The sequence below is a fragment of the Paraburkholderia youngii genome (assembly GCF_013366925.1).
Classification (GTDB): Bacteria; Pseudomonadota; Gammaproteobacteria; order Burkholderiales; family Burkholderiaceae; genus Paraburkholderia; species Paraburkholderia youngii.
Genome location: NZ_JAALDK010000003.1, coordinates 354,819 through 375,891, shown reverse-complemented (window position 1 = coordinate 375,891; position 21,073 = coordinate 354,819). Strand labels below are relative to the sequence as shown.

8 protein-coding genes and 8 pseudogenes are annotated in these 21,073 nt (G+C 58.2%); 9 read left to right on the top strand and 7 right to left on the bottom strand.

Annotated features, from left to right (window positions below):
* The first annotated feature begins 228 nt into the window (after nt 1-228).
* On the top strand, nt 229-1,134 hold the full coding sequence (locus G5S42_RS40305) for a trypsin-like serine protease (RefSeq protein ID WP_176112259.1): 906 nt from the start codon (nt 229-231) through the stop codon (nt 1,132-1,134).
* Between the two features lie 256 nt (nt 1,135-1,390).
* Here the strand turns inward: G5S42_RS40305 and G5S42_RS40300 are convergent, their stop codons facing one another.
* Both G5S42_RS40300 and G5S42_RS40295 read right to left on the bottom strand, forming a co-directional pair.
* Nucleotides 1,391-2,665 (bottom strand): RNA-guided endonuclease InsQ/TnpB family protein, encoded by a 1,275-nt coding sequence (locus G5S42_RS40300; RefSeq protein ID WP_176112258.1) that lies wholly within the window; start codon nt 2,663-2,665, stop codon nt 1,391-1,393.
* A gap of 420 nt (nt 2,666-3,085) precedes the next feature.
* Nucleotides 3,086-4,339: pseudogene (locus G5S42_RS40295) on the bottom strand (IS110 family RNA-guided transposase).
* Nucleotides 4,340-4,562: 223 nt separating this feature from the next.
* On the opposite strand from G5S42_RS40295, the pseudogene G5S42_RS40290 reads away from it, so the two are divergent.
* Both G5S42_RS40290 and G5S42_RS46090 read left to right on the top strand, forming a co-directional pair.
* Nucleotides 4,563-5,423: pseudogene (locus tag G5S42_RS40290) on the top strand (IS91 family transposase).
* Between the two features lie 21 nt (nt 5,424-5,444).
* A pseudogene (locus tag G5S42_RS46090) lies at nt 5,445-5,851 on the top strand (transposase); the annotation flags it as partial.
* Nucleotides 5,852-5,970: 119 nt separating this feature from the next.
* Here G5S42_RS46090 and G5S42_RS40275 read toward each other — a convergent pair.
* The 4 genes and pseudogenes from G5S42_RS40275 to G5S42_RS45930 all read right to left on the bottom strand — a co-directional run.
* Nucleotides 5,971-6,835: pseudogene (locus tag G5S42_RS40275) on the bottom strand (IS256 family transposase); the annotation flags it as partial.
* A 727-nt stretch (nt 6,836-7,562) separates the two neighbouring features.
* Nucleotides 7,563-8,417, bottom strand: coding sequence for a DUF2325 domain-containing protein (locus tag G5S42_RS40270; protein ID WP_217710333.1), 855 nt, complete (start codon nt 8,415-8,417; stop codon nt 7,563-7,565).
* Between the two features lie 946 nt (nt 8,418-9,363).
* Nucleotides 9,364-9,666, bottom strand: a pseudogene (locus G5S42_RS40265) (IS3 family transposase); the annotation flags it as partial.
* A gap of 44 nt (nt 9,667-9,710) precedes the next feature.
* Nucleotides 9,711-9,818, bottom strand: a pseudogene (locus tag G5S42_RS45930) (hypothetical protein); the annotation flags it as partial.
* Between the two features lie 1,298 nt (nt 9,819-11,116).
* Here G5S42_RS45930 and G5S42_RS40255 point away from each other — a divergent pair.
* The 6 genes and pseudogenes from G5S42_RS40255 (at nt 11,117) to G5S42_RS40230 (ending at nt 19,572) form a co-directional block, all read left to right on the top strand.
* Nucleotides 11,117-11,593, top strand: coding sequence for a hypothetical protein (locus G5S42_RS40255; RefSeq protein WP_246392502.1), 477 nt, complete (start codon nt 11,117-11,119; stop codon nt 11,591-11,593).
* A 194-nt stretch (nt 11,594-11,787) separates the two neighbouring features.
* Entirely contained in the window at nt 11,788-12,741 is a 954-nt protein-coding gene (locus G5S42_RS40250) for an IS5 family transposase (RefSeq protein ID WP_176112254.1), read from the top strand.
* A 1,921-nt stretch (nt 12,742-14,662) separates the two neighbouring features.
* On the top strand, nt 14,663-15,409 hold the full coding sequence (locus tag G5S42_RS40245) for a beta-ketoacyl-ACP reductase (RefSeq protein WP_176112506.1): 747 nt from the start codon (nt 14,663-14,665) through the stop codon (nt 15,407-15,409).
* 383 nt (nt 15,410-15,792) lie between these two features.
* Nucleotides 15,793-17,199: a GGDEF domain-containing protein gene (locus tag G5S42_RS40240; RefSeq protein WP_176112253.1), complete on the top strand. Its 1,407-nt coding sequence runs from the start codon at nt 15,793-15,795 to the stop codon at nt 17,197-17,199.
* Nucleotides 17,200-17,608: 409 nt separating this feature from the next.
* Nucleotides 17,609-18,562 (top strand): annotated as a pseudogene (locus G5S42_RS40235) (IS5 family transposase).
* A 167-nt stretch (nt 18,563-18,729) separates the two neighbouring features.
* Nucleotides 18,730-19,572, top strand: a complete 843-nt coding sequence (locus G5S42_RS40230) for an IS5 family transposase (RefSeq protein ID WP_176112252.1) — start codon at nt 18,730-18,732, stop codon at nt 19,570-19,572.
* A 315-nt stretch (nt 19,573-19,887) separates the two neighbouring features.
* On the opposite strand, the pseudogene G5S42_RS40225 reads toward G5S42_RS40230, so the two are convergent.
* Nucleotides 19,888-21,004 (bottom strand): annotated as a pseudogene (locus G5S42_RS40225) (IS110 family RNA-guided transposase).
* Nucleotides 21,005-21,073: the final 69 nt, after the last annotated feature.

Here is a 21,073-nt window from a genome sequence, read left to right as displayed (position 1 = left end):
GCCGCTGCGTGGGGACTAAATGCAACAACGCCGATAAAGGTGGCAAAAAATCCATGCCCCTGAGGAGCGAGACGTGCAGACGAACCTGCTGAACCCAAGCCCGCGAGATGGGCCCGGACGCGGCCCCGGCCGACATGGTGCCGACGAAGGCGAGCCGGAGGCCTGAAATGGGCCTCGCGAACCGCCACTTTCCCCGATCCCGACATCCCTGAGAGGACTCGATCCCTGATGAAAACCCTACCACTGAAAAAGCGTGTGGCACCCCTCGCAATGGCCATCGCCACCAACCTCGCATCCTCGGTCGCCACAGCGCAAACCCCGGACGTCGTGCAGCCTCGCAATCCCGACCGCGCCGTCCTGCCGGTCATCTCTGGCTCGAAGGTCAGCGTTCCCTCTGGATCATGCAGCGTAGGGGCGGTGTTGGTGCCCAAGAGCATCCTCCACAGACTGACGCCTTACCAACGTGCCACACGATGGCTCGTGCTTGCCAAGCACTGCGCGCCGATGTACGCGACCATCCAGGTGGGTACCGTTGCCATCGGCAACGTCGTGTGGCAGTCGGCTGCCTCGGACATCGAGCTTGTGCGGGTATCGCCCAAGCCGAATCCGATGTCCTTGCAATGCGCCTCCTCTCACCACAGCGCAGCCTTCTGCAGTCCGATCCAGACTTATACGCCCCTTGCGAATAACCAGGTCTTCATGCCGCGCGCCGGGCAGGAAGCGCGCCTTGCTGTTACCGGGTGGGCGGACGCGCCGTATGAACAGTTCTGCACAAGCGGTTGGCGCACCGGCGTCCGCTGCGTGTGGCGAGGCATGTCTGTCGAGGCGGGAGTTTATACACCGAATTATGAGCACATCAATGCCGCGCACTCGTCCGAGCTCGAGAGCATTGAAAACGGCGACTCCGGCGGACCGGTCGTCACGTACGAACGGCAACTGATCGGGATCATCTCCTCCGGCGAGCCTGTCGGCCGCTCCATCGTCTACTACACGCCAATGCAACAGGTGCTGTACGAGCTTTACAGCTACAGTCTCGCCCCGGCCGACCTACCCACCGATGTCGGCGAGGACAATCCGCTATCCCGCAACGGTGAAAACGCCGGTTGGGAACTGGCGCCGACCGACGACGAGTGAGGTGCCCCGTCGCGACCCACTGCCGGATGAAGGCGAGCGGGTCGGCGTTCATGACGTCGGACTGTGTCGTCAGCATTCCGTGTGGGTAGTGGAAGTAGCTTTTCAGTCAGCAAAGCGCCGCCTCCGTGCGGCGCTTTGCCATGTGGTTGAGTCGCTCCTGAAAAGCCCGGCAGTCCCTTACAGAACAAGTCGACATCCTCCTCCCCCTCGACCTTCGGTCGCCGCTTTCGCGGGAAGGGGGAGGATTCCTACGGCGCTACGCATGAGAAACTGTATGCATAGTCACTTCGGCGGGTTCCTGCTTCACAGAGCGGCCCGACTGCACCGGCTCTCCACAGGCGATCCGGGCTGTGCATGCGCACCCGGGCGAAGCGTCGCCCGTGTCCTGCCCTTCGTCCCGCAATGCAGCCGATCCGCGGGAAAGAATGTTGATTGCACCGACCACGTCGGCATGATTTTCGTATCCGCACGCGGCGCACAGAAACTTCGCCTGAGACGTGCGGTTCTCAGCCGAGACGTGGCCGCAGCACGGGCAGGTTCTGCTCGTGTTGCGCGGGTGTACCACAACAAAGAATCCGCCGCACCACGCCGTCTTGTACTCCAGTTGCCGACGAAACTCTCCCCAACCCTGATCGAGAATCGCCTTGTTGAGTCCCGACTTTGCACGCACGTTGCGTCCCGGTGCTTCAAGCGTTCCCGACGCGGACTTCGACATGTTGCGCACTTTCAGGTCTTCGACGGCGATCATCGCGTGGTTTTTGCTGATCGTGGCCGAGGCCTTGTGCAGGAAGTCCGAACGGACATTGGCGATACGCGCGTGGATGCGCTGGATACGGGCCTTCGCTTTCTTCCAGTTCGCCGAACCCTTGACCTTGCGCCCCATGCGGCGCTGGTACTTTGCGAGACGCTGTTCGTGCTTTCTGAAACTGTTGAGCGGTGCGATGAACGTGCTGTCGCTCAGCGTGGCGAAGCGCGTGATGCCGACATCAATCCCGACGGCCGGACCGTGAGGCACAGACGCCTCGACTTCACGCGTCGTGAGGATAGAGACGTACCACTTGCCGGCGTGCAGCGACACGGTTGCGCTGCGGACCTCGCCAGGCACCGCACGGCTATTGCGATAGCGCAGCCAGCCGAGTTTCGGAAGCCTGACGCGGCCGTTCGCACAATCGACCTCGACACGCTGCGGAAACCGGAAGCTATCGCGTTCTCCCTTGCGCCTGAAGCGCGGAAAACTGGCGCGACCATCGAAGAAGTTGGTGTAGGCGCGCTCCAGATCCTTGAGCGCCTGCTGGCCGACTTGCGAATGCAGGTCGGCCAGCCACGGCGTATCTGTGCTGTTGCGCCATTCGGTGAGCTGTTTGCACAGCCCGGCGTATCCGAGCTTCTTCTCGCCGCCTTTGTAGCGCTCAACCTGCAACGCCAGCGCCCTGTTGAAGACGAACCGGCACGCGCCCGCGAACTGGCACATCTTGCGCACCTGTTCACCGGTCGGCATCAGTTCGAATTTGAAGGCTTGAAGTCGTTGCATATGCACAGGATATCAGCATGCTGACGTTGTCAAGGACGCCTGCGGCGTCCGCGCTTTCCATCCCCGCCGTGAACGACGGGGCTTTCCGCGCTTTTGGTAAGTCGCTGCGCGGCGACTGGAACCGTCGGTATGCGAAGGCCAACGCCGCAGGCAAGCCCGCCGTTGGCCGCGAGCGGGGGATGGTAGAGTCATGCCCTGAGAAGGGCGGTCAAGGTTTTTGTTCAATGTCTACACGTCGCTATGACGATCATCCCGCGTCCGCCCGTGGACAACGACGCTGCCCACAGCACGAGGCTGTGGACAGCCGCCTGACGGCGGTTCCCTCGTTGCCCACCGGCTCCCCGCGATCTTCGCCTTCGGCCTGACGCGCCACTGCGCGGCTTGCCCTAATCAGATAGATGAGCAGGCCACGGTCTTAACCTAAGCGTCCAGCTTGCCCAGAAGGCGTGACCCGCGTTTCCTGAGCACGTTGAGGTATATGGTCTCGTGGTACGGCGTGCGCGTCTGCCAGCAGCGATACAGAATGCGGATCCACTTGAATGCGAGGGCCCTCACGGCGATGTGATGCGAGCTGCCCTTCGCGCGCTGCTGCCGGTAGTAGGCGCCCGCCCAGAATGAGCGCGGGATGGTCTGGGCAGCCCATTCCACGAAGGTCTGGCGCAGGAATTTCGGACACTGCAGGCGCCAGCGGACCCATCTCTGTTTCCCGCTGCTCTCGGTCACTGGGGCAATACCCACATACTTCTCCAGTTCATCAGCACTCCGGAACCGTTCCCGCTGCTCGCCGAAGGCAGCCAGCAGGCGGGGGGCGAGTGCGCGCCGGCACCCGGCAGGTTCTTGAACAGCATATAGTCCGGCAGCGTTGGCGCTACCGCGGCGATCTCGTGCTCGAACTGCACGATTGCAGCCAGCACCGCGCGTAGCTGTGCAACGAGTGCCAGCACGTGCAGCCGGCACGGACCGATGATCGCCGGATCTTCAGTCAGCGGTGCCGCCTCGCGGATCGATGCGATACGGGCGCTGATCCGCCTCGCACTGCGACAGTGGTGCGCATGGAAGAATGCTTCAAGGGTCGCCGTGCGGGCCTGCCTGACCGAACGCAGCGTCGGCCAACGGCCGAGAAAGTCGCAGAACAGCACCGTGCCACGATCACTGAACCATTCGAGCGCCTGGGGGTAATGTTGCTTGAGCGTGTCGCACAGCCGGTTGGTCAGCCGGGTCTGGTCGCCAACCAGCTGCCGGCGCCGTTCCACCAGGCTCACCAGTGTCCGCATCGCGACGCTCTGCGGCCTCAAGGGGCCGAACCGCTCCGGATGGTGCAGCAGCAGGTCAAGCGCGAGTTCCGCATCTTTCGGATCATTCTTGACGCCACTGGGCTGGAATGCCTCACGATACTTCGCCAGGGTTGCCGGATTGATCGGAAACAGCACGAGGAAACCATACTTCTGCAGCGCAGCGACGATTGGCCCCTTGGCCAGTTCAAGGGCCACTGCAATTGGTCCGCCGAAGCGCCGGTGCAGCGTGTGCCCACTCGTCGATGGCCGCGACCCGGTGCGCAATGCAGCTCGACTCGCGACGAGAATCGCCTGCCGCCTGAACGCAGATATCGTGCTTCGTGTCGGCCCAGTCGATTCCGACATAGGCTGTGAATGGTTGCTCTTGTAGAAGTGACATGTGGACCTCTGCCAGTAGTAGATTACGCAAAGGAACATCCATGCCTGCGTCCGCCGAAGGCGATATAGCGAGCCGATGCAACGGCAAACCCTGAGTATTCGTTTGAACGCAGGCGCACCCGAGGACTCGAAACTGACTCTAGAAACGTCGCGAAACGTTGCGAGATATTATTCGTAGCCCACGGGGTGCGTGTCCCACCTTCGCCGACAGCTACCTGCCAGCTGTGACCAGTATCACGGAACGCAGGACAGGCTACCTATATCGGAGGTGTCGCGCACGGGAGGTACTGATCATCAGATCCGTCAGTCCGATCAAACAGCTGCTGCAGACCGGCGAGGCTTGGCGGCGGTATTTCAAAAAGCATGAGCATGAGATCCGCTCGCCGGTGGTGGACAACGTGGTGCGCCTGCTGGCTTGCGGACTGAAAGTAATGGGCTACTCGAGCCACTGCTGCTCGAACGGAGCCTGCCCGCATCGCAAGAAGGTGTGCTTCAGCTGCAAGAGCCGGTTCTGCCCCACGTGCGGCAAAAAGGCGACGGACCAATGGACCGCCACGCAATCGGCGAGGCTACCACAAACGCGCTGGCAGCACATCACCCTGACGATGCCCTCGGCGCTGTGGGAGGTATTCAGGCTGAACCGCACGCTGTTGAAGGCGCCCAGCCAGCTGGCTGCGGGCATCATCAAAAAAACGGCGGCCCGCAAAGGCATCCTGCCGGGCATCTTCACGACGCAGCACACGTTCGGGCGCGACCTGCAATGGAACGTGCATGTCCATCTGAGCGTGACCTGCGGGGGCTTAACGCCCGACGGCGAGCAGTGGAAGTCGATGTATTTTGTGAAGGCACGGGTCATGCCGATGTGGCGCTACGCAATCGTCGATCTGTTGCGGCAGTCGTACGGTGCGCTGGTTCTGCCGCAGGAACTGAAAACGTAGTGCCCGACAAAAGTGGCGTGGAGCCGCTGGCTGGATAGTCACTACGGCAAGCCATGGATCGTCCATTTTGCGCCATCGTCGGACAGCCATATCCGCAACGTGAACTACCTTGGCCGGTATATCAAACGCCCGCCGCTGTCGCAGTAGAGGCTGAAGCATTACGACGGCTTTCCACCGTGGGAGTTGGTCAATCAGCAGACGCAGCGTTGGATTCAGGCAAGCTGTTTCGGGGCCATGCTGAGCGACCTGCGTTCCACCATCATCCAGGTTGCTCAGGACCGTCGAGGTCAACCAAGCGCGTGCATATGGCGGTGGACAGGTCGAGGCGATTACTCGCGGTACGTGTGACGCTGGGCAAGGAACAGGAGCGCGCGCAGGTCAGAGAGTTGGCGCGGCAGGTTCAGCAGGCAACGTGCCAGACGCTCAAGGTGGCGTTTGCCGACCACGGATACACTGGCGAAGAGCCCGCGCAAGCGGCACTGGACGAAGGCATTGAGCTTAAGTCATCAAGCTGCCGGAGGCAAGACGGGCTTTGTGCTGTTGCGCGCTGCTGGGTGGTCGAGCGCAGCTTCGGCGGAGGTGTCAGGTGTCAGGTGTCAGGTGTCAGGTGTCAGGTGTCAGGTGTCAGGTGTCAGGTGTCAGGTGTCAGGTGTCAGGTGTCAGGTGTCAGGTGTCAGGTGTCAGGTGTCAGGAGTTTAGTGTTCCAGCTCGCCACATTCAGCGAATTGCGGATCAGGTGCACGATGCACGTCTGGATCTGCGCGGCCGGATAGACCGCCTCGATCGCTTCGGGAAACCCGCGCAGACCGTCGACCACCGCGATCAGGATGTCGTGCAAGCCGCGGTTCTTCAGTTCGTTGAAGACCTTCAGCCAGAACTTGGCGCCTTCGGTTTGCTCGATCCACAAACCAAGCACTTCCTTGCGGCCATCGGCCCGAATGCCCAGCGCGAGGTACACCGCCTTGTTCCTGACCGTCCCCTCGTCGCGGATCTTCAGCCGAAGTGCGTCGAAATACACGATCGGGTACATCGCCTCGAGCGGACGCTGTTGCCACTGTTCGACTTCGGCCAGCACCTCGTCGGTGACGGTCGAAATAAGGTCGGGCGAAACTTCGAGCCCGTACAACTCCAGCAAGTGGCCCTAGATCTCACGCACGCTCATGCCGCGCGCGTACATGCTGACGACGTGGTCATCAAAGCCGGGCAGCCGGCGCTGATATTTGTCCACCAGCTGCGGCTCGAACGTCGCCTGCCGATCGCGCGGAATGTCCAGATTCAGTTCGCCGCTGGGCGTGATGACCGTCTTGCGGCTCGTGCCGTTGCGGTGGTTGCCGGCCTTGCCTTGCTCAGCCTCGTTCTCCAGGTGATGCGTGAGCTCCGCTGACAGCATGCGCTCAGCCAGTTGCTTCTTCAGTTGCCCGGCCAGTGCCCGATTCGCCGAGAACCGACTCGGCATCCTTGTTCTTAATCTGCGCCAGCAGTTGATCGATCAGCTCGTCGGGGAACAGCTTCGGCGCCTTCGGGTTCTTGCTCTTCTTGGTCACAGTTGCTTCGGTCATAGGACGTAATTTCCGTTATCGTCTCATGACCTCGGCACACTAAAAATCTGACAGGCTCGCTTCGGCTGGCTCAACCGTTTCCGTCGTCTGGCAAGCGACTACCAGCGGTTGCCTGCAACCCTGGCTGGTTAGCATTTCTCCGTATTCTCCCGTGCTTATGCTCGTCCACTTTCCAGCCCTTAACAAAACGGTGCTGGTCGGCCGCCCACGCTAATACAGCAATTGCCAATACGATAAGCACTGTCTGCATAAGATGACCTCTTAACTGGTGATCGCGGAGATCGATGCGTGTCGTCTTTGAACAAAAGTTGTCCGGTATCGAACTGAAGTAAGAGCTTTCACATTGCACCGGACGTCGACGTTCCCAAGTGGTGTACGTTCTCAACTTCCATCCTCTCTTCTCGGGAATAGAGAGATTGGTCTTTCCTGAGCCCCCAAAAACGTGAACCGCCAAAAACAAAACTCCTATCGTACGTTGGGTCGCTACGAACATCGCATTCACCATACGGTCCAAAGTGGCGTTGCGACGGAGGATAATGCAGCCCGCCGATGTCACGTGATAGCAATTCTCCTTTTGTGATCGCGCAGTGACCTTCGATTTTCGTTTAGTGTGTGGGTAGCAAAAGATCCTGCCAGACAGGGCTGGCCCATAGCAGGAGTTTACGTACAGTCCTCAGCGCCGTTCCTTTCGCTGCATGTTGAACTCGGCAGCCTGCCATTGGGCTTCCTAGCCGTGCCTCTGGCAAAAGCGCGCGGAGCGCACAGCAGCACCCGTTTTCGCAAACGCGCTGAGCCGCTCGATGAGTTCCACAAAACTTGCCAAGCTTGCCGTGCGAAGTTGATAGCACGCGATACGATTGCGCTCACAGATCCACTCGAACATCTTCACCGTATCGTCGTCTATACAGTCGGCAGGGAACATGAGCATGTCCACATCCGGCAACGCGGCGGCCAGCAAACCGGCACAGTCCACCGTGTCGCTGCCGCGCGCCATCGTTCCACCTGAGGCTTCCACGAGCCACTGGATCGCAGAAAGAGATCCGGGCTGCCCTCCGACATACAGAACACGCTTGCCCTGCAATGCCGCGAGCGGATGGACCTCCCGACCCGATAAGTAGGATGAAGGATTATTCAAAACCCGCTCCATCGCACTTGCTTCCGCTTGCAACGCTCTATTCAGTACATCCATTTTGTTCAGTTGTACTCGCATTGCACGTGTGCTTTCACGTTCGGCCGCAGCGCGCTTCTCCGCGCTCTCTCGATAAATCTTATGAAGGGCGCTCAGATCGTCACTTTCAGCAAGTGCTTCGCGCAGCATGAGGATTTCCCTACGCAATTCCACCTGAGTCGCCAGTTGCTCGTTCCGGCACGCAGCGAACCGTTGTTTCTCTATTACTGCATCGCGCTCTGAACTAGCGACCGGGTGTGCGGTGTCCGTAGGAATTCGTCCACGAACGGAATCCGGCGCTGCCTGTAAACAGGCGAATGCGGACCGGTTCATATGCATCGCTGTTTCGTGATGGTCCATTGCGACGGGGATCAGCGGATTATCGGCAGCGGTGTCGGCATTTTTTTTTGACAAAGCGAGAACCCCACTCGAAATTCTATTGGTGCATAACAGGCGGCTTGCATTAGCGCAGCACTTTCTATTGAATCTTGCCGTGTGTTGGCACCGACCCAGCGCTCCGCTATGAGATCGACACCTGTGCGATGGACTCTAAAGCCCATCGCACGCTGGTGATACGCTTGCGTGAATTCCTGCAATATGTCGCACTTTTGACGCGTGCCCCGGCAGATTTCCGATATTCGGAGTGTGAAAATGCACATCTGGTTTAGCCAGGTTGGTTCGCCTTTACCATTCTGTCAGCTATGTTTTCAACAACGCGATCACTCGTCCACAGCGCACTGCACAGTGCTGCTCGGTCACATCACTTCTCGGATCGCCGCTCGGTCCGATACAGCTATTTTTTCCGTCGATTCGGCGCACCCGCCATACGAAGGCGAATCCGGAACATTGAACCGACCGCTGGACGCGCGAACGCCTCGTCGCGAATGCAATTGAATATAGCGAACGCCCTATCGTGCCGGTTTGATCAGTCTCAAAGCATCAGTAGTTTGCATCGCGTTGCTTCGGCCAAAACTTGCTCAATGCCTTTGTAGTTTCGCTGACTGACGACGCAGTAGGGTCAGCAAATTGGATGCCGTTAAGGGCATAACCACCACGACCACGGTCGTTCGCGCCCGCGCGCGGTGCCACGCCTTGTGCGCGGCACTGGCCACGATGCCAGCCGCGCTGTAGTTGCAGCAACTAGCCACCGGACTGTCACAACATCTCACTCGGTTGTTCCGCCGGCAGCGTTTTGCGGTCATCGCAAGACCGTGTCGATTATCATTCACCGTTCGCCTTGCTCCCTCCCGGAGCCTAATTTCTCCGGGGGTAATTCTTGGAGTGGCTCCTGTAATTCAGCATACGTGGGCACCGTTAGGTTGATGACGGCCGCAGCATGCCTGAACTCGCGACGCGAGGGCTATTTCAGGGCTTTGTGCGGCGCCTCTTTGTAGCGTTCAAACGCGATAGCCAGACGCGAGAGCGCCGGTTGTGCGTCAGGCTTGTCCAACGAAGCGACGTAGTCGTGCTTCATAACCTTCACGAACGATTCGGTCATGCCATTTGCTCTGCGGCGACCTCACAAGGGTGGACGACGGCTCAAGACCCAGTTGGCGAGCGAGGCTGCGCGTGCGGTGGTCGATATTGGCCAAGCCATTGACCGAGAGCCATTCGACGGCTGCGTAGCCTGTGTTGTGCCGAGGCGCTGCTCGACGGCGGCCAACTCTGATGCGGGCACAAAGCTTCACCCACACTCTCCGCCGCCAGACTTCCTTCCTGGCATTGCTTTCGGCAGCCGAACAAATGATTGGCGTTGACGCCGTGCCGATGAACCACGGCCGACACCGAAGCTCCCAGCTCCAGCGTTTCCCGCACATGGCGTTTTTTCCTGCGCCGCGCGCTGATTGCGGCGCTCTGCGCTCGGTCAAAATTTCAATGCTTTCCACGTAATGACTAGGTTTTACTGATGAGAACAAGACAATCCCTATTTAAAGAGTCCTTGCGTCCTCAGACACGCCGGCACCCGAAGGGTCGTCGCAGACACGGACGGCCATCAGGTTTGTGGAGGCTCATCGAGATTGCCGACGCCAATCGTATCGATCTTGTAGTCGCCTTCGAGACTTCCAACACCTCGCAATCTGCCTGACCAACCTCGTATTCCCACTCCGCTATGATCCCAGCCAGTTCGCGGCATGCAGATTTCAGGCTTGAATAAGTCATTCCGCCATTTGCGAGCCAGCATTTAAGACTGGATGCACTGCGCCAAGTCATGTCGGAATAGACCCAGATCGCCGACCTATTGGCTCTGGATCGGGCGATTTCCAAAGCCGATCGGCATCCTCAAGGATCCGAATGGTTCCGTGCACGTCACAGCGTTGAAATTATAGTTCTCGAAGGTCAAATTGACGTGGGCGTCAAGATCAGGATCCTTCGTCAGTTTGACATTTCGCAATAAATAGTCCCCGAGATGGGACGAAAATTATTGCCTTTTAGCCAAGTTTGATCCATTGAGAACTCTCCGACATAAACAAATATAAGATCGATTGGGGGGACCATAAAAACCGTTGTCGTTGTCGCTCAAACCGGAGGAATTTGGCGGAATCACCATCTGTCGCACATCGTCTTCAGTCGATGTGCTTCGATGAGTGCAGGATCACGCGTTTAGGCAGAATCGCGCATTTGGCAGGCGCCGTCGGCACCGTGCGCGAGAGGTCAATCTCAGCTGCATCCGAAACGAGGGATTTTGTGATGTTGCTGACGAGCACGTGTCTAACCGCGTCCGCCGACAGGCCACCACCAGATCGTCAGGCCCGGCCCGTTGCGCCGATCTGCGAAAATATGAACTCCTAGCCGATCGCACGAGAGAACGCCCAAGCCTACCCCGATTCCGGCGACATTGTCAAGGAAGGGAAAGAGGATGGCTCGCGATTATCGAGCGACTCTATTTCCGGTAGAGGTAAGCACCGTACGAGTCCTGATTCATTCCGCGGTTCGCATTGGTATCAAAAAAGCCCGTCTCTCTCACACATGAATGTTGCTGCGAGCTAACGCTGCAGGGCGCGCGGACTTCACGAGGCAATACAATGACGCAGGGGCAAGTCCGACAATCAATCTTGATTACCGGCGATTCATCCCAACATTCGTCTCGAATTGAATCTGTGGATTTTCCAAACATGCCCAACAACAAAAATCACCAGTCATTGCTGACACCAACGGCTGCAGCGCATTGCAAAGCACTCTTACTCCCTATGCCACGAAAACAGGCGTCTGATCTGGTGCTGCGAGCACGCATCGCACTTGAGCGTCTACGCAATGGCGAGCGGGACCATCCTCTGATCAACGTAGCCTTGCAGGTCACAATTATCACGAGCTTTATCACTCGGGCAGGACATGGGAAGCTTGACATCGAATTCCTTGAAAACGTTAAGCGTGACCTCGAAGATATCATCGTCGAGGCCGACAACAGCGGAAGGTGGAGCGTTCCCCGAGAGTTAATCGGTGACCTCACTGCTGTGATCAACGAGTACGACCGCCAGATCTGCGTCACCCGCATGGAGATCATAGTGCGCGCGAGTAACTACCTGGACAAGCTTTGTTCGGACAGTGATCTACGCCCACTCCGCGGGGGTGGCCGTCAGGCCGTACGGTAATCAATCGCACGTCTATCGCAAATGATGAGTCGCGGAATTAGTCGAATACCCACGCGGATGACACTGGCGATAGCCAGACTTCACCGCTGGCGATGAGCGGGAGCGCACAAATACCTAGGGAAGGTCTGCAAAAGTCCTGGCGTTGACGTCTCGGTGGACTATCCTGGGAGAAGGCAGGTTTAAGGGGTACCTCGATGACACAGCTTGGTCTTGGTCTGGATCTTTCAACGAAACGCACGCGCAAGCGGGAATTTCTCGATGAGATGAGGCGCGTTGTGCCATGGTCGAGGTTGATTGCGTTGATCGAACCGCACTATCCAAGGGGTAAGACTGGAAGGCCGCCGTTTCCTATTGCGACGATGCTGCAGATCTACTTCATGCAGCAGTGGTTTGGTCTGTCAGACCCGGCGATGGAAGAGGCGCTTTATGACGTGCCGCTGTATCGTGAATTTGCTGGGCTGGACGAGGGTATGACGCGTTTGCCGGACGAGAGCACGATTCTCCGGTTCCGTCACCTTCTCGAAACGCACGGCCTGGCTGCGCAGATGCTCACGCTGGTCAATGAGATCCTGAGCGAGAAAGGCTTGATGCTGAAGGTGGGGTCGGCGGTCGACGCTACCTTGATTTCCGCACCCACTTCGACGAAGAACGGCTCTGGTACACGGGACCCGGAAATGCACCAGACGAAGAAGGGAAATCAATGGTACTTCGGGATGAAAGCGCACGTCGGCGTGGACGCAGAGTCGGGCCTGGTCCACACGGTCATCGGCACAGCCGCCAACGTTCATGACATCAATGCGGCCGAAGCGCTGTTGCACGGCCAGGAAATGGATGTGTCCGCTGACGCCGGATATCAGGGTATCGAAAAGCGCTGCCAGGTAAGCGCGGTTCGCTGGCATGTCGCGATGCGACCAGGCAGGCGCAGACAACTGGACCTAACCGATCGGCTGGACGCGATATTCGATCAGATTGAACGCCTGAAGGCCGGCATCCGCGCCAAGGTTGAACATCCGTTCCGCGTCCTCAAACAGCAGTTTGGCTATACGAAGACCCGGTACCGGGGGTTGATGAAGAACACCGCCCAGATCACGACACTATTTGCTCTGGGCAACCTGTGGATGGCACGCAAGGCTTTGTGGAACGCTTGAAACGCTCGCAGATTCAGGCCGCGAATCTCGGCAAACAGTGGTCGTCACGCTTCAAAAAGCCAGGCGACCAACCTGCCAGCAGACTCTCATGGCTGATACGACGCAAGTGGCAAACGGCCAACTCTCTGAAAACGAGTTGTGCAGACCTTCCCTAGATATCGTCAATCGTTAGTAACTTTCTTACAGACATGGCGCGTTAGACTGCCTTCGGCAAAATACACACCCAAGCTACCATGAAGGCACTGTTACAAGAACCTCGTGGATCGATAAATCATGGAAACGTGCGTCGATTGCTAACACCTCCCTTGTTTGGTCCCGAGATTAACTCATTGATGAGGTTGCCCTGAAAGCTCGTTTGCGATGCGATCACAACGTTCGGCGCAGCTTTCTACTTGAGTAGACCGCCATGTTGATTATCATGCAGTCCTCATCAGTAATAGGGGACACTCTCAAACTCAATATTCTTTACAATCCGTTATGACCTTTCCGCCAGGCTTGGTACCCATGGCAAGAAGAAGAAACCCAGCCCCCAACGGATGTATCAGATGAACAGTGGTACGTCGCCGCTCCGTACGCTGACCTTGATGAGTAAGGGCCCACCACGGCGCTGCTACATCCTGCGCGAGGGGCTCAACGCATTGCGCTGGATTATGAGAGCGGGTGAGCGTCGCGTTTGTTACCCAATAGCTGAGGGAGGTGGTCTACCAGCAGACGCAGCGCGGCGCTGAATCCAGGCAAGCTGCTTCGGGGCTATGTCAATGACCTGCGTTCGATCATCCGGGTTGCGCAGGAACACCGCCTTCAACACAGCGCGGTCATTCTCGACGCGCACCGCACGGCGGTTGATACCGTGGGCAGTCGCTTGCCGTGCACGTGAGGCTGGCGAACTAGCGGAGCGCGCGCCGGTCGGGAAGCTGGCGCATCGGGTTCTGCAGGCCACCGGTCGGACTGGCTTTCGACGACCGGAGGTGCACAGACGAAGAACCTGCGCACTCTCCACTCGACGAAGGCATTGACCACTAAGTCGTCAAGCCGCCGGAGGCGAAAAGGCGCTCCGTGTATTTTTGGCGCCGCTGGTCAAACGCAGCTTTGGCTGGCTCAACCGCTTCCGCAGGAAGCGGCAGACGCTACGAGCGATGGCGCGAGGCCCTCGCTGGTTGCGTTTCGTCGGATTCTCCGTGCTTGTGCTCATCCACATTGCAGGCTTTGACAAAGGGGCATAACACAACCTAGCCGCGCCCCTCCCTATTTACCAGCCGTGCTGGGCAGATGAACCCCCGAGAGAACCCGACGAATAGCGTGCGAGGAAGGTCGGAACACTACACTGCCAAGTGCGGCAACGGTATCTCTTCGATGATTGATCCATGTTAAGCCCGCTGTTGACCGAAACGCCTATATTGAACACGCAATCGTGGCGTGCGCGTTTGCAGCTGCTTCCAACCGGATAATTGCGGATCGCCTTATCGCGTCAGGAAATCCGTCATGAGAGGAAAATCCGTGACACCATTCAATCCGTACGGCGCGAAATTTACGTTTGCGCTGCGAACGCATGCGTTCTTCTGCGAAGTCCTGCAACGAGCCTTGTTGACTGCAGAGTGTCCGGCGCGACATCGCTTCGATTTAGGAGATTTGTAGTGCGGCCTCGGCCGCTCACGATAGCAACAAAATCGAGGCTTCATGCCAGTCCATGGTGCGCAGCTACCTCGCGACTGCCGCAATCGGCCCCCGAGCCTACACAATGGCCGGCGCAGGTTCGTTTCAATCAGAGCATGCCAATGTCGCGGCCTTGCCGTACCGTAGCATAAAACCGGCGGTCGGCATGGTTCATCGAGGGGAGTGTCGGGAGCCGAAAATCTCCGGACAATTCAGTAAATCGACTCAATCACCGGCCGCCGACGGCCTCGCTCACAAGGGGAACATCATGTCAGCCAAACGCGTTGCTTTCGTTACTGGCGGCATGGGCGGTCTCGGAGCCGCCATTAGCCGACGTCTCCACGATGCAGGCACGGTGGTCGCCCTCTCGCATTCGGAGCGCAACGATCACGTTGCCACGTGGCTCGTCCATGAACTGGATGTAGGTCGCCGTTTCGTTGCGTTCGAGGTCGACGTCTCCAGCTTCGATTCGTGTGCGCATTGCGCAGAGCGCGTGCTCACCGAATTCGGTATGGTGGACATTCTTGTGAATAACGCGGGCATTACGCGCGATTCAAGCTTTGCAAGAATGACCAAGGAAGATTGGGATAAGGTCTTACGCACCAATCTCGATTCCATGTTCAACATGACGAAGCCATTTCTCGGTGGAATGGTCAAGCAGGGATTCGGGCGGATCGTGAATATCGGCTCCGTGAACGGCGCGCGCGGTGCATTCGGGCAAACCAACTACGCCGCAGCAAAAGCGGGCATTCACGGTTTCACTATGTCGCTCGCACTGGAGACGGCGCGATACGGCGTTACCGTCAACACGGTGTCGCCCGGTTATCTCGCCACGACCATGACTGCGGCGATCCCCAAGGACGTAATGGAAACACGAATTCTTCCTCAGATTCCGGTCGGCAGACTCGGTCAACCGGACGAAGTCGCGGCTTTGGTGGCATTTCTCTGTTCCGATGAAGCTGGCTTTGTCACGGGCACCGATTTCTCCGTCAACGGTGGTATGCACATGCGATGAAAAGCGACAGTCTGGCGTATCAGACAACTTTCGGTTTTGTCTGGCGCAGTCTGCGCGGGGCATTATCGTCAGCAGGCCGGTTTTCTCGCCAACGGGCACACCAACAAAAAACGAGTCGTACACGTTATTGTTCTTGCATTTTTGGAGCGTTTTCTGACACCATCCAAAAAAGGACGACTATACAGTCCCCATCCGGCATGCGGGGGCGCATTCAACGTAGGAATTTAAACCCGTCGTTTTGATAGAAAATTGGGAAACATACAAAGACGGTTGCAAACTTTATGGCGCATCGATTCGGCTCGTCTGTCAAAATCCGTATCTGGCAAGGCAATTGTATCGATGTGGGCAACGACGGGCTGAAAGGACCACACCGGAGTGAATTCATGAGCGCGACGACTGCGGTGCAGACTGATAAGCAACGTTCCTTCGTGCGGTTTATCACGAGGAGCTACGCGCAGTTGGTTCTCGTCGCCTTCGCTCTTGTTCCCGCCTATCTGATTGGCTACCTGCATTTCTTTCAAAACCCGGGTCTGAAGTTCCAAAACTACCCGTTTCATGAAATTGCGATCACAGGGGCGACGTTTGAGGGTCTTTTTGTCACCTACTTGTCGTGGCAATGCTATCGGTCCTCCGGCGAGCCGTTGCTGCGATGGATGACGCTGGGCTTCCTCGGATCTCTATTGATCTATGCGCTCCATGGCGCATTCACCAGATCCGCTCATCAAAACATTTGGCTATTCCTGTTGTATGGTCCGGCGTCGCGTCTAACGATGTCGATTCTGTTGTTGATTGGGCTTCTGTCGTATCACAGGCCGTCTGATCCCGCTGACCGCCGCGCAGGAGCCAAGTACTTGCTAAGCTGGGCCGCAATATTCCTCGTAGTGGACGTTCTGGTTGCGCTTCTTGCCCATTCTACAGTTGCTGGCATTATCCTACTGCGGGTCATGGAGACTGCGGCGCTCGGGTTTTCGACGCTCAGCGTCGTTATCCTGATGCTGCGTCGGCCTAGGTCCCCGCTAATGCTGGTCTGTGGCATCTCCAGCATGTCGTTCGCGCTGTCGTCGGTGGCTTTTCTTCTGGGCAGCCCATGGAGTCACATGTGGTGGCTTGCTCACGTCATTTTCGCCAGCGGCTTCTTCCTTCTCAGCTATGGCGTGGCGCAGGCCTTTTTGACGACACGTTCATTTGCGACGATCCATAGTCGCGAGGAGTTGAACGCGCGACTCGCCCAAGAGATGGATCGCGCCAAAAACGCTCTGAAAGAAGTTCACCGCGAGAACGAAAAGCTGGCGCACCTCGCGGCGACCGATCCGTTGACCGGAGCTGCGAATCGGCGCCATTTCATTGCGTGTGTAGAAACGGAGGTCGTTCGCGCACAGAGAGACGGCACTCCATTCTCACTTCTCGCGCTCGATCTCGACAATTTTAAATGGGTCAACGACGCTTACGGGCATCAGGTCGGCGATACAGTGCTCCAGGGATTCGTACGAGTATGCCGCGACGCGATTCGGCCCTACGACGGCGTAGCACGCGTGGGCGGCGAAGAGTTCATGGTGCTGCTGACTCGCACGTCGCTGGATGCAGCACTCGCAATCGGCGAGCGCATTCGCGCGGCAACTGCCAGCACAACCTTCGCCGGTGAAGTTGGGCGCAAAGTATCGATAACTGTCAGTATCGGCATCTCGCAGTTCGACAGGGATGGTCGCACGATTGACGCACTACTTCGGTCAGCAGACGAGCGGCTTTACCACGCGAAAAGTCAAGGTCGCAACCGAGTGGCGATTGTTTAGCGGACCGAACCCCGCCGATGCACGCAAGCGCAACGCGACTGACGCCGCACTTGAAGGATACTTCGTTGTGCCCATATTCCGCTCAATGGCATTGAATTGGTGCACATGATCGTCAGAGATAAAGAACCGGGCCTAAAACAGTCACCAGCCCACGCACAGCCGCCAACGTCGGATGCAAGGTTTTCGCAACCCCGGGGGCGCACAGTCGCTTCTGTCGGAAGTCGAACGGAGCTAGCGTGGCCGCTCGACGATCTCAAAACAGCTTGTCGTCGAGCGCCGCGTTGAACACCGTCGGGGCACTAGAGGGTGTTAGGAACTTTGAGCTAGACCTAGGGAAGGTCTGCAAAAGTCCTGGCGTTGACGTCTCGGTGGACTATCCTGGGAGAAGGCAGGTTTAAGGGGTACCTCGATGACACAGCTTGGTCTTGGTCTGGATCTTTCAACGAAACGCACGCGCAAGCGGGAATTTCTCGATGAGATGAGGCGCGTTGTGCCATGGTCGAGGTTGATTGCGTTGATCGAACCGCACTATCCAAGGGGTAAGACTGGAAGGCCGCCGTTTCCTATTGCGACGATGCTGCAGATCTACTTCATGCAGCAGTGGTTTGGTCTGTCAGACCCGGCGATGGAAGAGGCGCTTTATGACGTGCCGCTGTATCGTGAATTTGCTGGGCTGGACGAGGGTATGACGCGTTTGCCGGACGAGAGCACGATTCTCCGGTTCCGTCACCTTCTCGAAACGCACGGCCTGGCTGCGCAGATGCTAACGCTGGTCAATGAGATCCTGAGCGAGAAAGGCTTGATGCTGAAGGTGGGGTCGGCGGTCGACGCTACCTTGATTTCCGCACCCACTTCGACGAAGAACGGCTCTGGTACACGGGACCCGGAAATGCACCAGACGAAGAAGGGAAATCAATGATACTTCGGGATGAAAGCGCACGTCGGCGTGGACGCAGAGTCGGGCCTGGTCCACACGGTCATCGGCACAGCCGCCAACGTTCATGACATCAATGCGGCCGAAGCGCTGTTGCACGGCCAGGAAATGGATGTGTACGCTGACGCCGGATATCAGGGTATCGAAAAGCGCTGCCAGGTAAGCGCGGTTCGCTGGCATGTCGCGATGCGACCAGGCAGGCGCAGACAACTGGACCTAACCGATCGGCTGGACGCGATATTCGATCAGATTGAACGCCTGAAGGCCGGCATCCGCGCCAAGGTTGAACATCCGTTCCGCGTCCTCAAACAGCAGTTTGGCTATACGAAGACCCGGTACCGGGGGTTGATGAAGAACACCGCCCAGATCACGACACTATTTGCTCTGGGCAACCTGTGGATGGCACGCAAGGCTTTGTGGAACGCTTGAAACGCTCGCAGATTCAGGCCGCGAATCTCGGCAAACAGTGGTCGTCACGCTTCAAAAAGCCAGGCGACCAACCTGCCAGCAGACTCTCATGGCTGATACGACGCAAGTGGCAAACGGCCAACTCTCTGAAAACGAGTTGTGCAGACCTTCCCTAGTATCCTGGCGGAATGAAAAAACGCAGGCCGTACCCAACGGATGTATCGGATGAAGAGTGGTACTTCGCCGCTCCGTATCTGACCTTGATGAACAAGGACGCACTGCAGCGCCGCTACGAACTGCGCGAGATGTTCAACGCGCTGCGCTGGATCGTACGTGCGGGTGCCCCATGGCGTTTGTTGCCCAATGACTTTCCGCCATGGGAGTTGATCTACCAGCAGACGCAACGCTGGATTCAGGCGGGCTGCTTCGAGGCCATGGTGAGCGATTTGCGCTCGATCATCCGGGTCGCCCAGGATCGCCGTGGTCAACCCAGCGCGGTCATCCTCGATGGCCGTACGCTGCTGTCGACGTGCGAAAGCGGCGCACGCGCAGGCTACGACGGGTACAAGCGCAAGAAAGGCAGCAAGGTACATATGGCGGTGGACACGTTGGGACAACTTCTCGCGGTGCATGTGACGCCGGCCAACGAGCAGGAGCGCGCGCAGGTTGGAGAACTGGCGCGTCAGGTTCAGCAGGCCACGGGCCAGACGGTCAAGGTGGCGTTCGCGGATCAGGGATATACCGGCGAAGAGCCCGCACAGGCGGCGCTTGACGAGGGGATTGAACTTCAGGTCATCAAGCTGCCGGAGGCGAAAAAGGGGTTCGTGCTGTTGCCGCGCCGCTGGGTGGTCGAGCGCAGCTTCGGCTGGCTCAACCGCTTCCGCCGACTGGCAAGAGACTACGAGCGATTGCCCGAAACTCTGGCCGGCTTGCACTTCGTCGTGTTCTCCGTGCTTATGCTCGTTCACTTTGCAACCCTTAGCAAAAGTGCCTTCTATGAGCAGTCGTTTGTCAAGCCCTTATCGAGCTAACTTCTCGACTGATGTGTAAGTCCTTCCGCTGCATCACAGAACGAACGGTTTGTATTGCCAGTCAGCCGCGATGGTCTGAAGCCGGTTCTTGCGCTCGTGAGACTTGACGTCTCACCACCTTCTATCCGCTGGCTTGATACCAGCCTCATCCTGCATGCGCGTTACGCCGTATTCAGCATCGGGAACATGCCCCATCTAACGAGTCGGTTGCGTGGAGCAACCCGACACTTTTACGGGCATGTTCACTTCAGACTGTATTCGCTTGCTCCCGCGTTACAGATTTATCGTTCGCGCTACTGATCTACGGTGCTTCAATCATGCTCCTTCGGGAACTACGCCGTCCTTTAAGTACCGCCATAGTGCAATCGCGAGACGTCGTGCGACCGCGACGATTGGGACCCGTGCCTGCTGTTCGCTGCGAGAACCAATGCGTCAGGACGCTGTCTGGCTGGTAACGGATCCACGACCATGCCATCTCGATCAGTAGTGCCCGCACTCGCCGATTGCCTTGCTTGCTGATGCCCTGGTCGACCTGGCTCTCACCACTGTCGTAAGGCTGAGGCGCGAGGCCCACGCAAGCGCCGACCTGGCGACGGTTGCTAAACTGCCGCCAGAACAGCTCCAGTGCCAGTCGCGAGCCACCAACGGCCCCAATGCCGCTCAGGCGTGTGAGGCGATCGATTCGCTCGCGCGCGGACTCGGGGAGACTCTCGAGCCGCTCCTTCTCCAGTGTCGCCAGTTGCTGCTCGACGAGCGCCAGTCGTTCGCATTCGCGCAGCAGCCGTTGCTGCAGTTCCAGTGGCAGTGGCATACCGTCGTGGCGCCGTACGTCACCGCGTGCCAGACGTGCGGCGAACTTCCGGCTGTCGACTTCACCCCAGCAACCGAGCGTGACCAGTAGCTTGCGCATGCGATCCCGGTGTTGCAGGACTTCCTTCTGCAGTTGCCCACGATCGCGTATCACGTGGCGCGACGCCTCATCCTGCAGTGACGGCACACGGATCGCGCGCATGCGATCGCGTTCACCATGCAGCCACGCACGCAGGTTGATGACCAGCCTGATTACATCCAGCCGGTCCGTCTTGGCGCGCCGCTTCTGGCGCTCAACAGGGATGCTCGCGGGATCGACGACATAATATTCGATCCCGCGAGCTTGCAAGGCACGATAGATCCAGAACGCGTCTTGGCCGGCCTCATAGCTTACGACAATCCGTAGTTCAGCCGGCAACGCCCATTTCTGCCGGTGCTGTTCAATCAGGGACAGCACCGCCTGCAGACGTGATGTGGCCTGTGGCTGCGTGACCGTATGCACGGCTGGCCGATCGCGGCGGCCATCATGCAGCGCAACTTTCCACTTCGCCATTGCGAGCTCAAGCGACACCGCCAGTACAATTTCCTCGGCGCACGGTGTGGAGACCTGTTGTGTGTGCATGATGCTCTCCTTTGAGCAAGCGTTGACAAGCTGATTTTACGGATCAGCTCGCCGGCCTTCCTGCTGCAT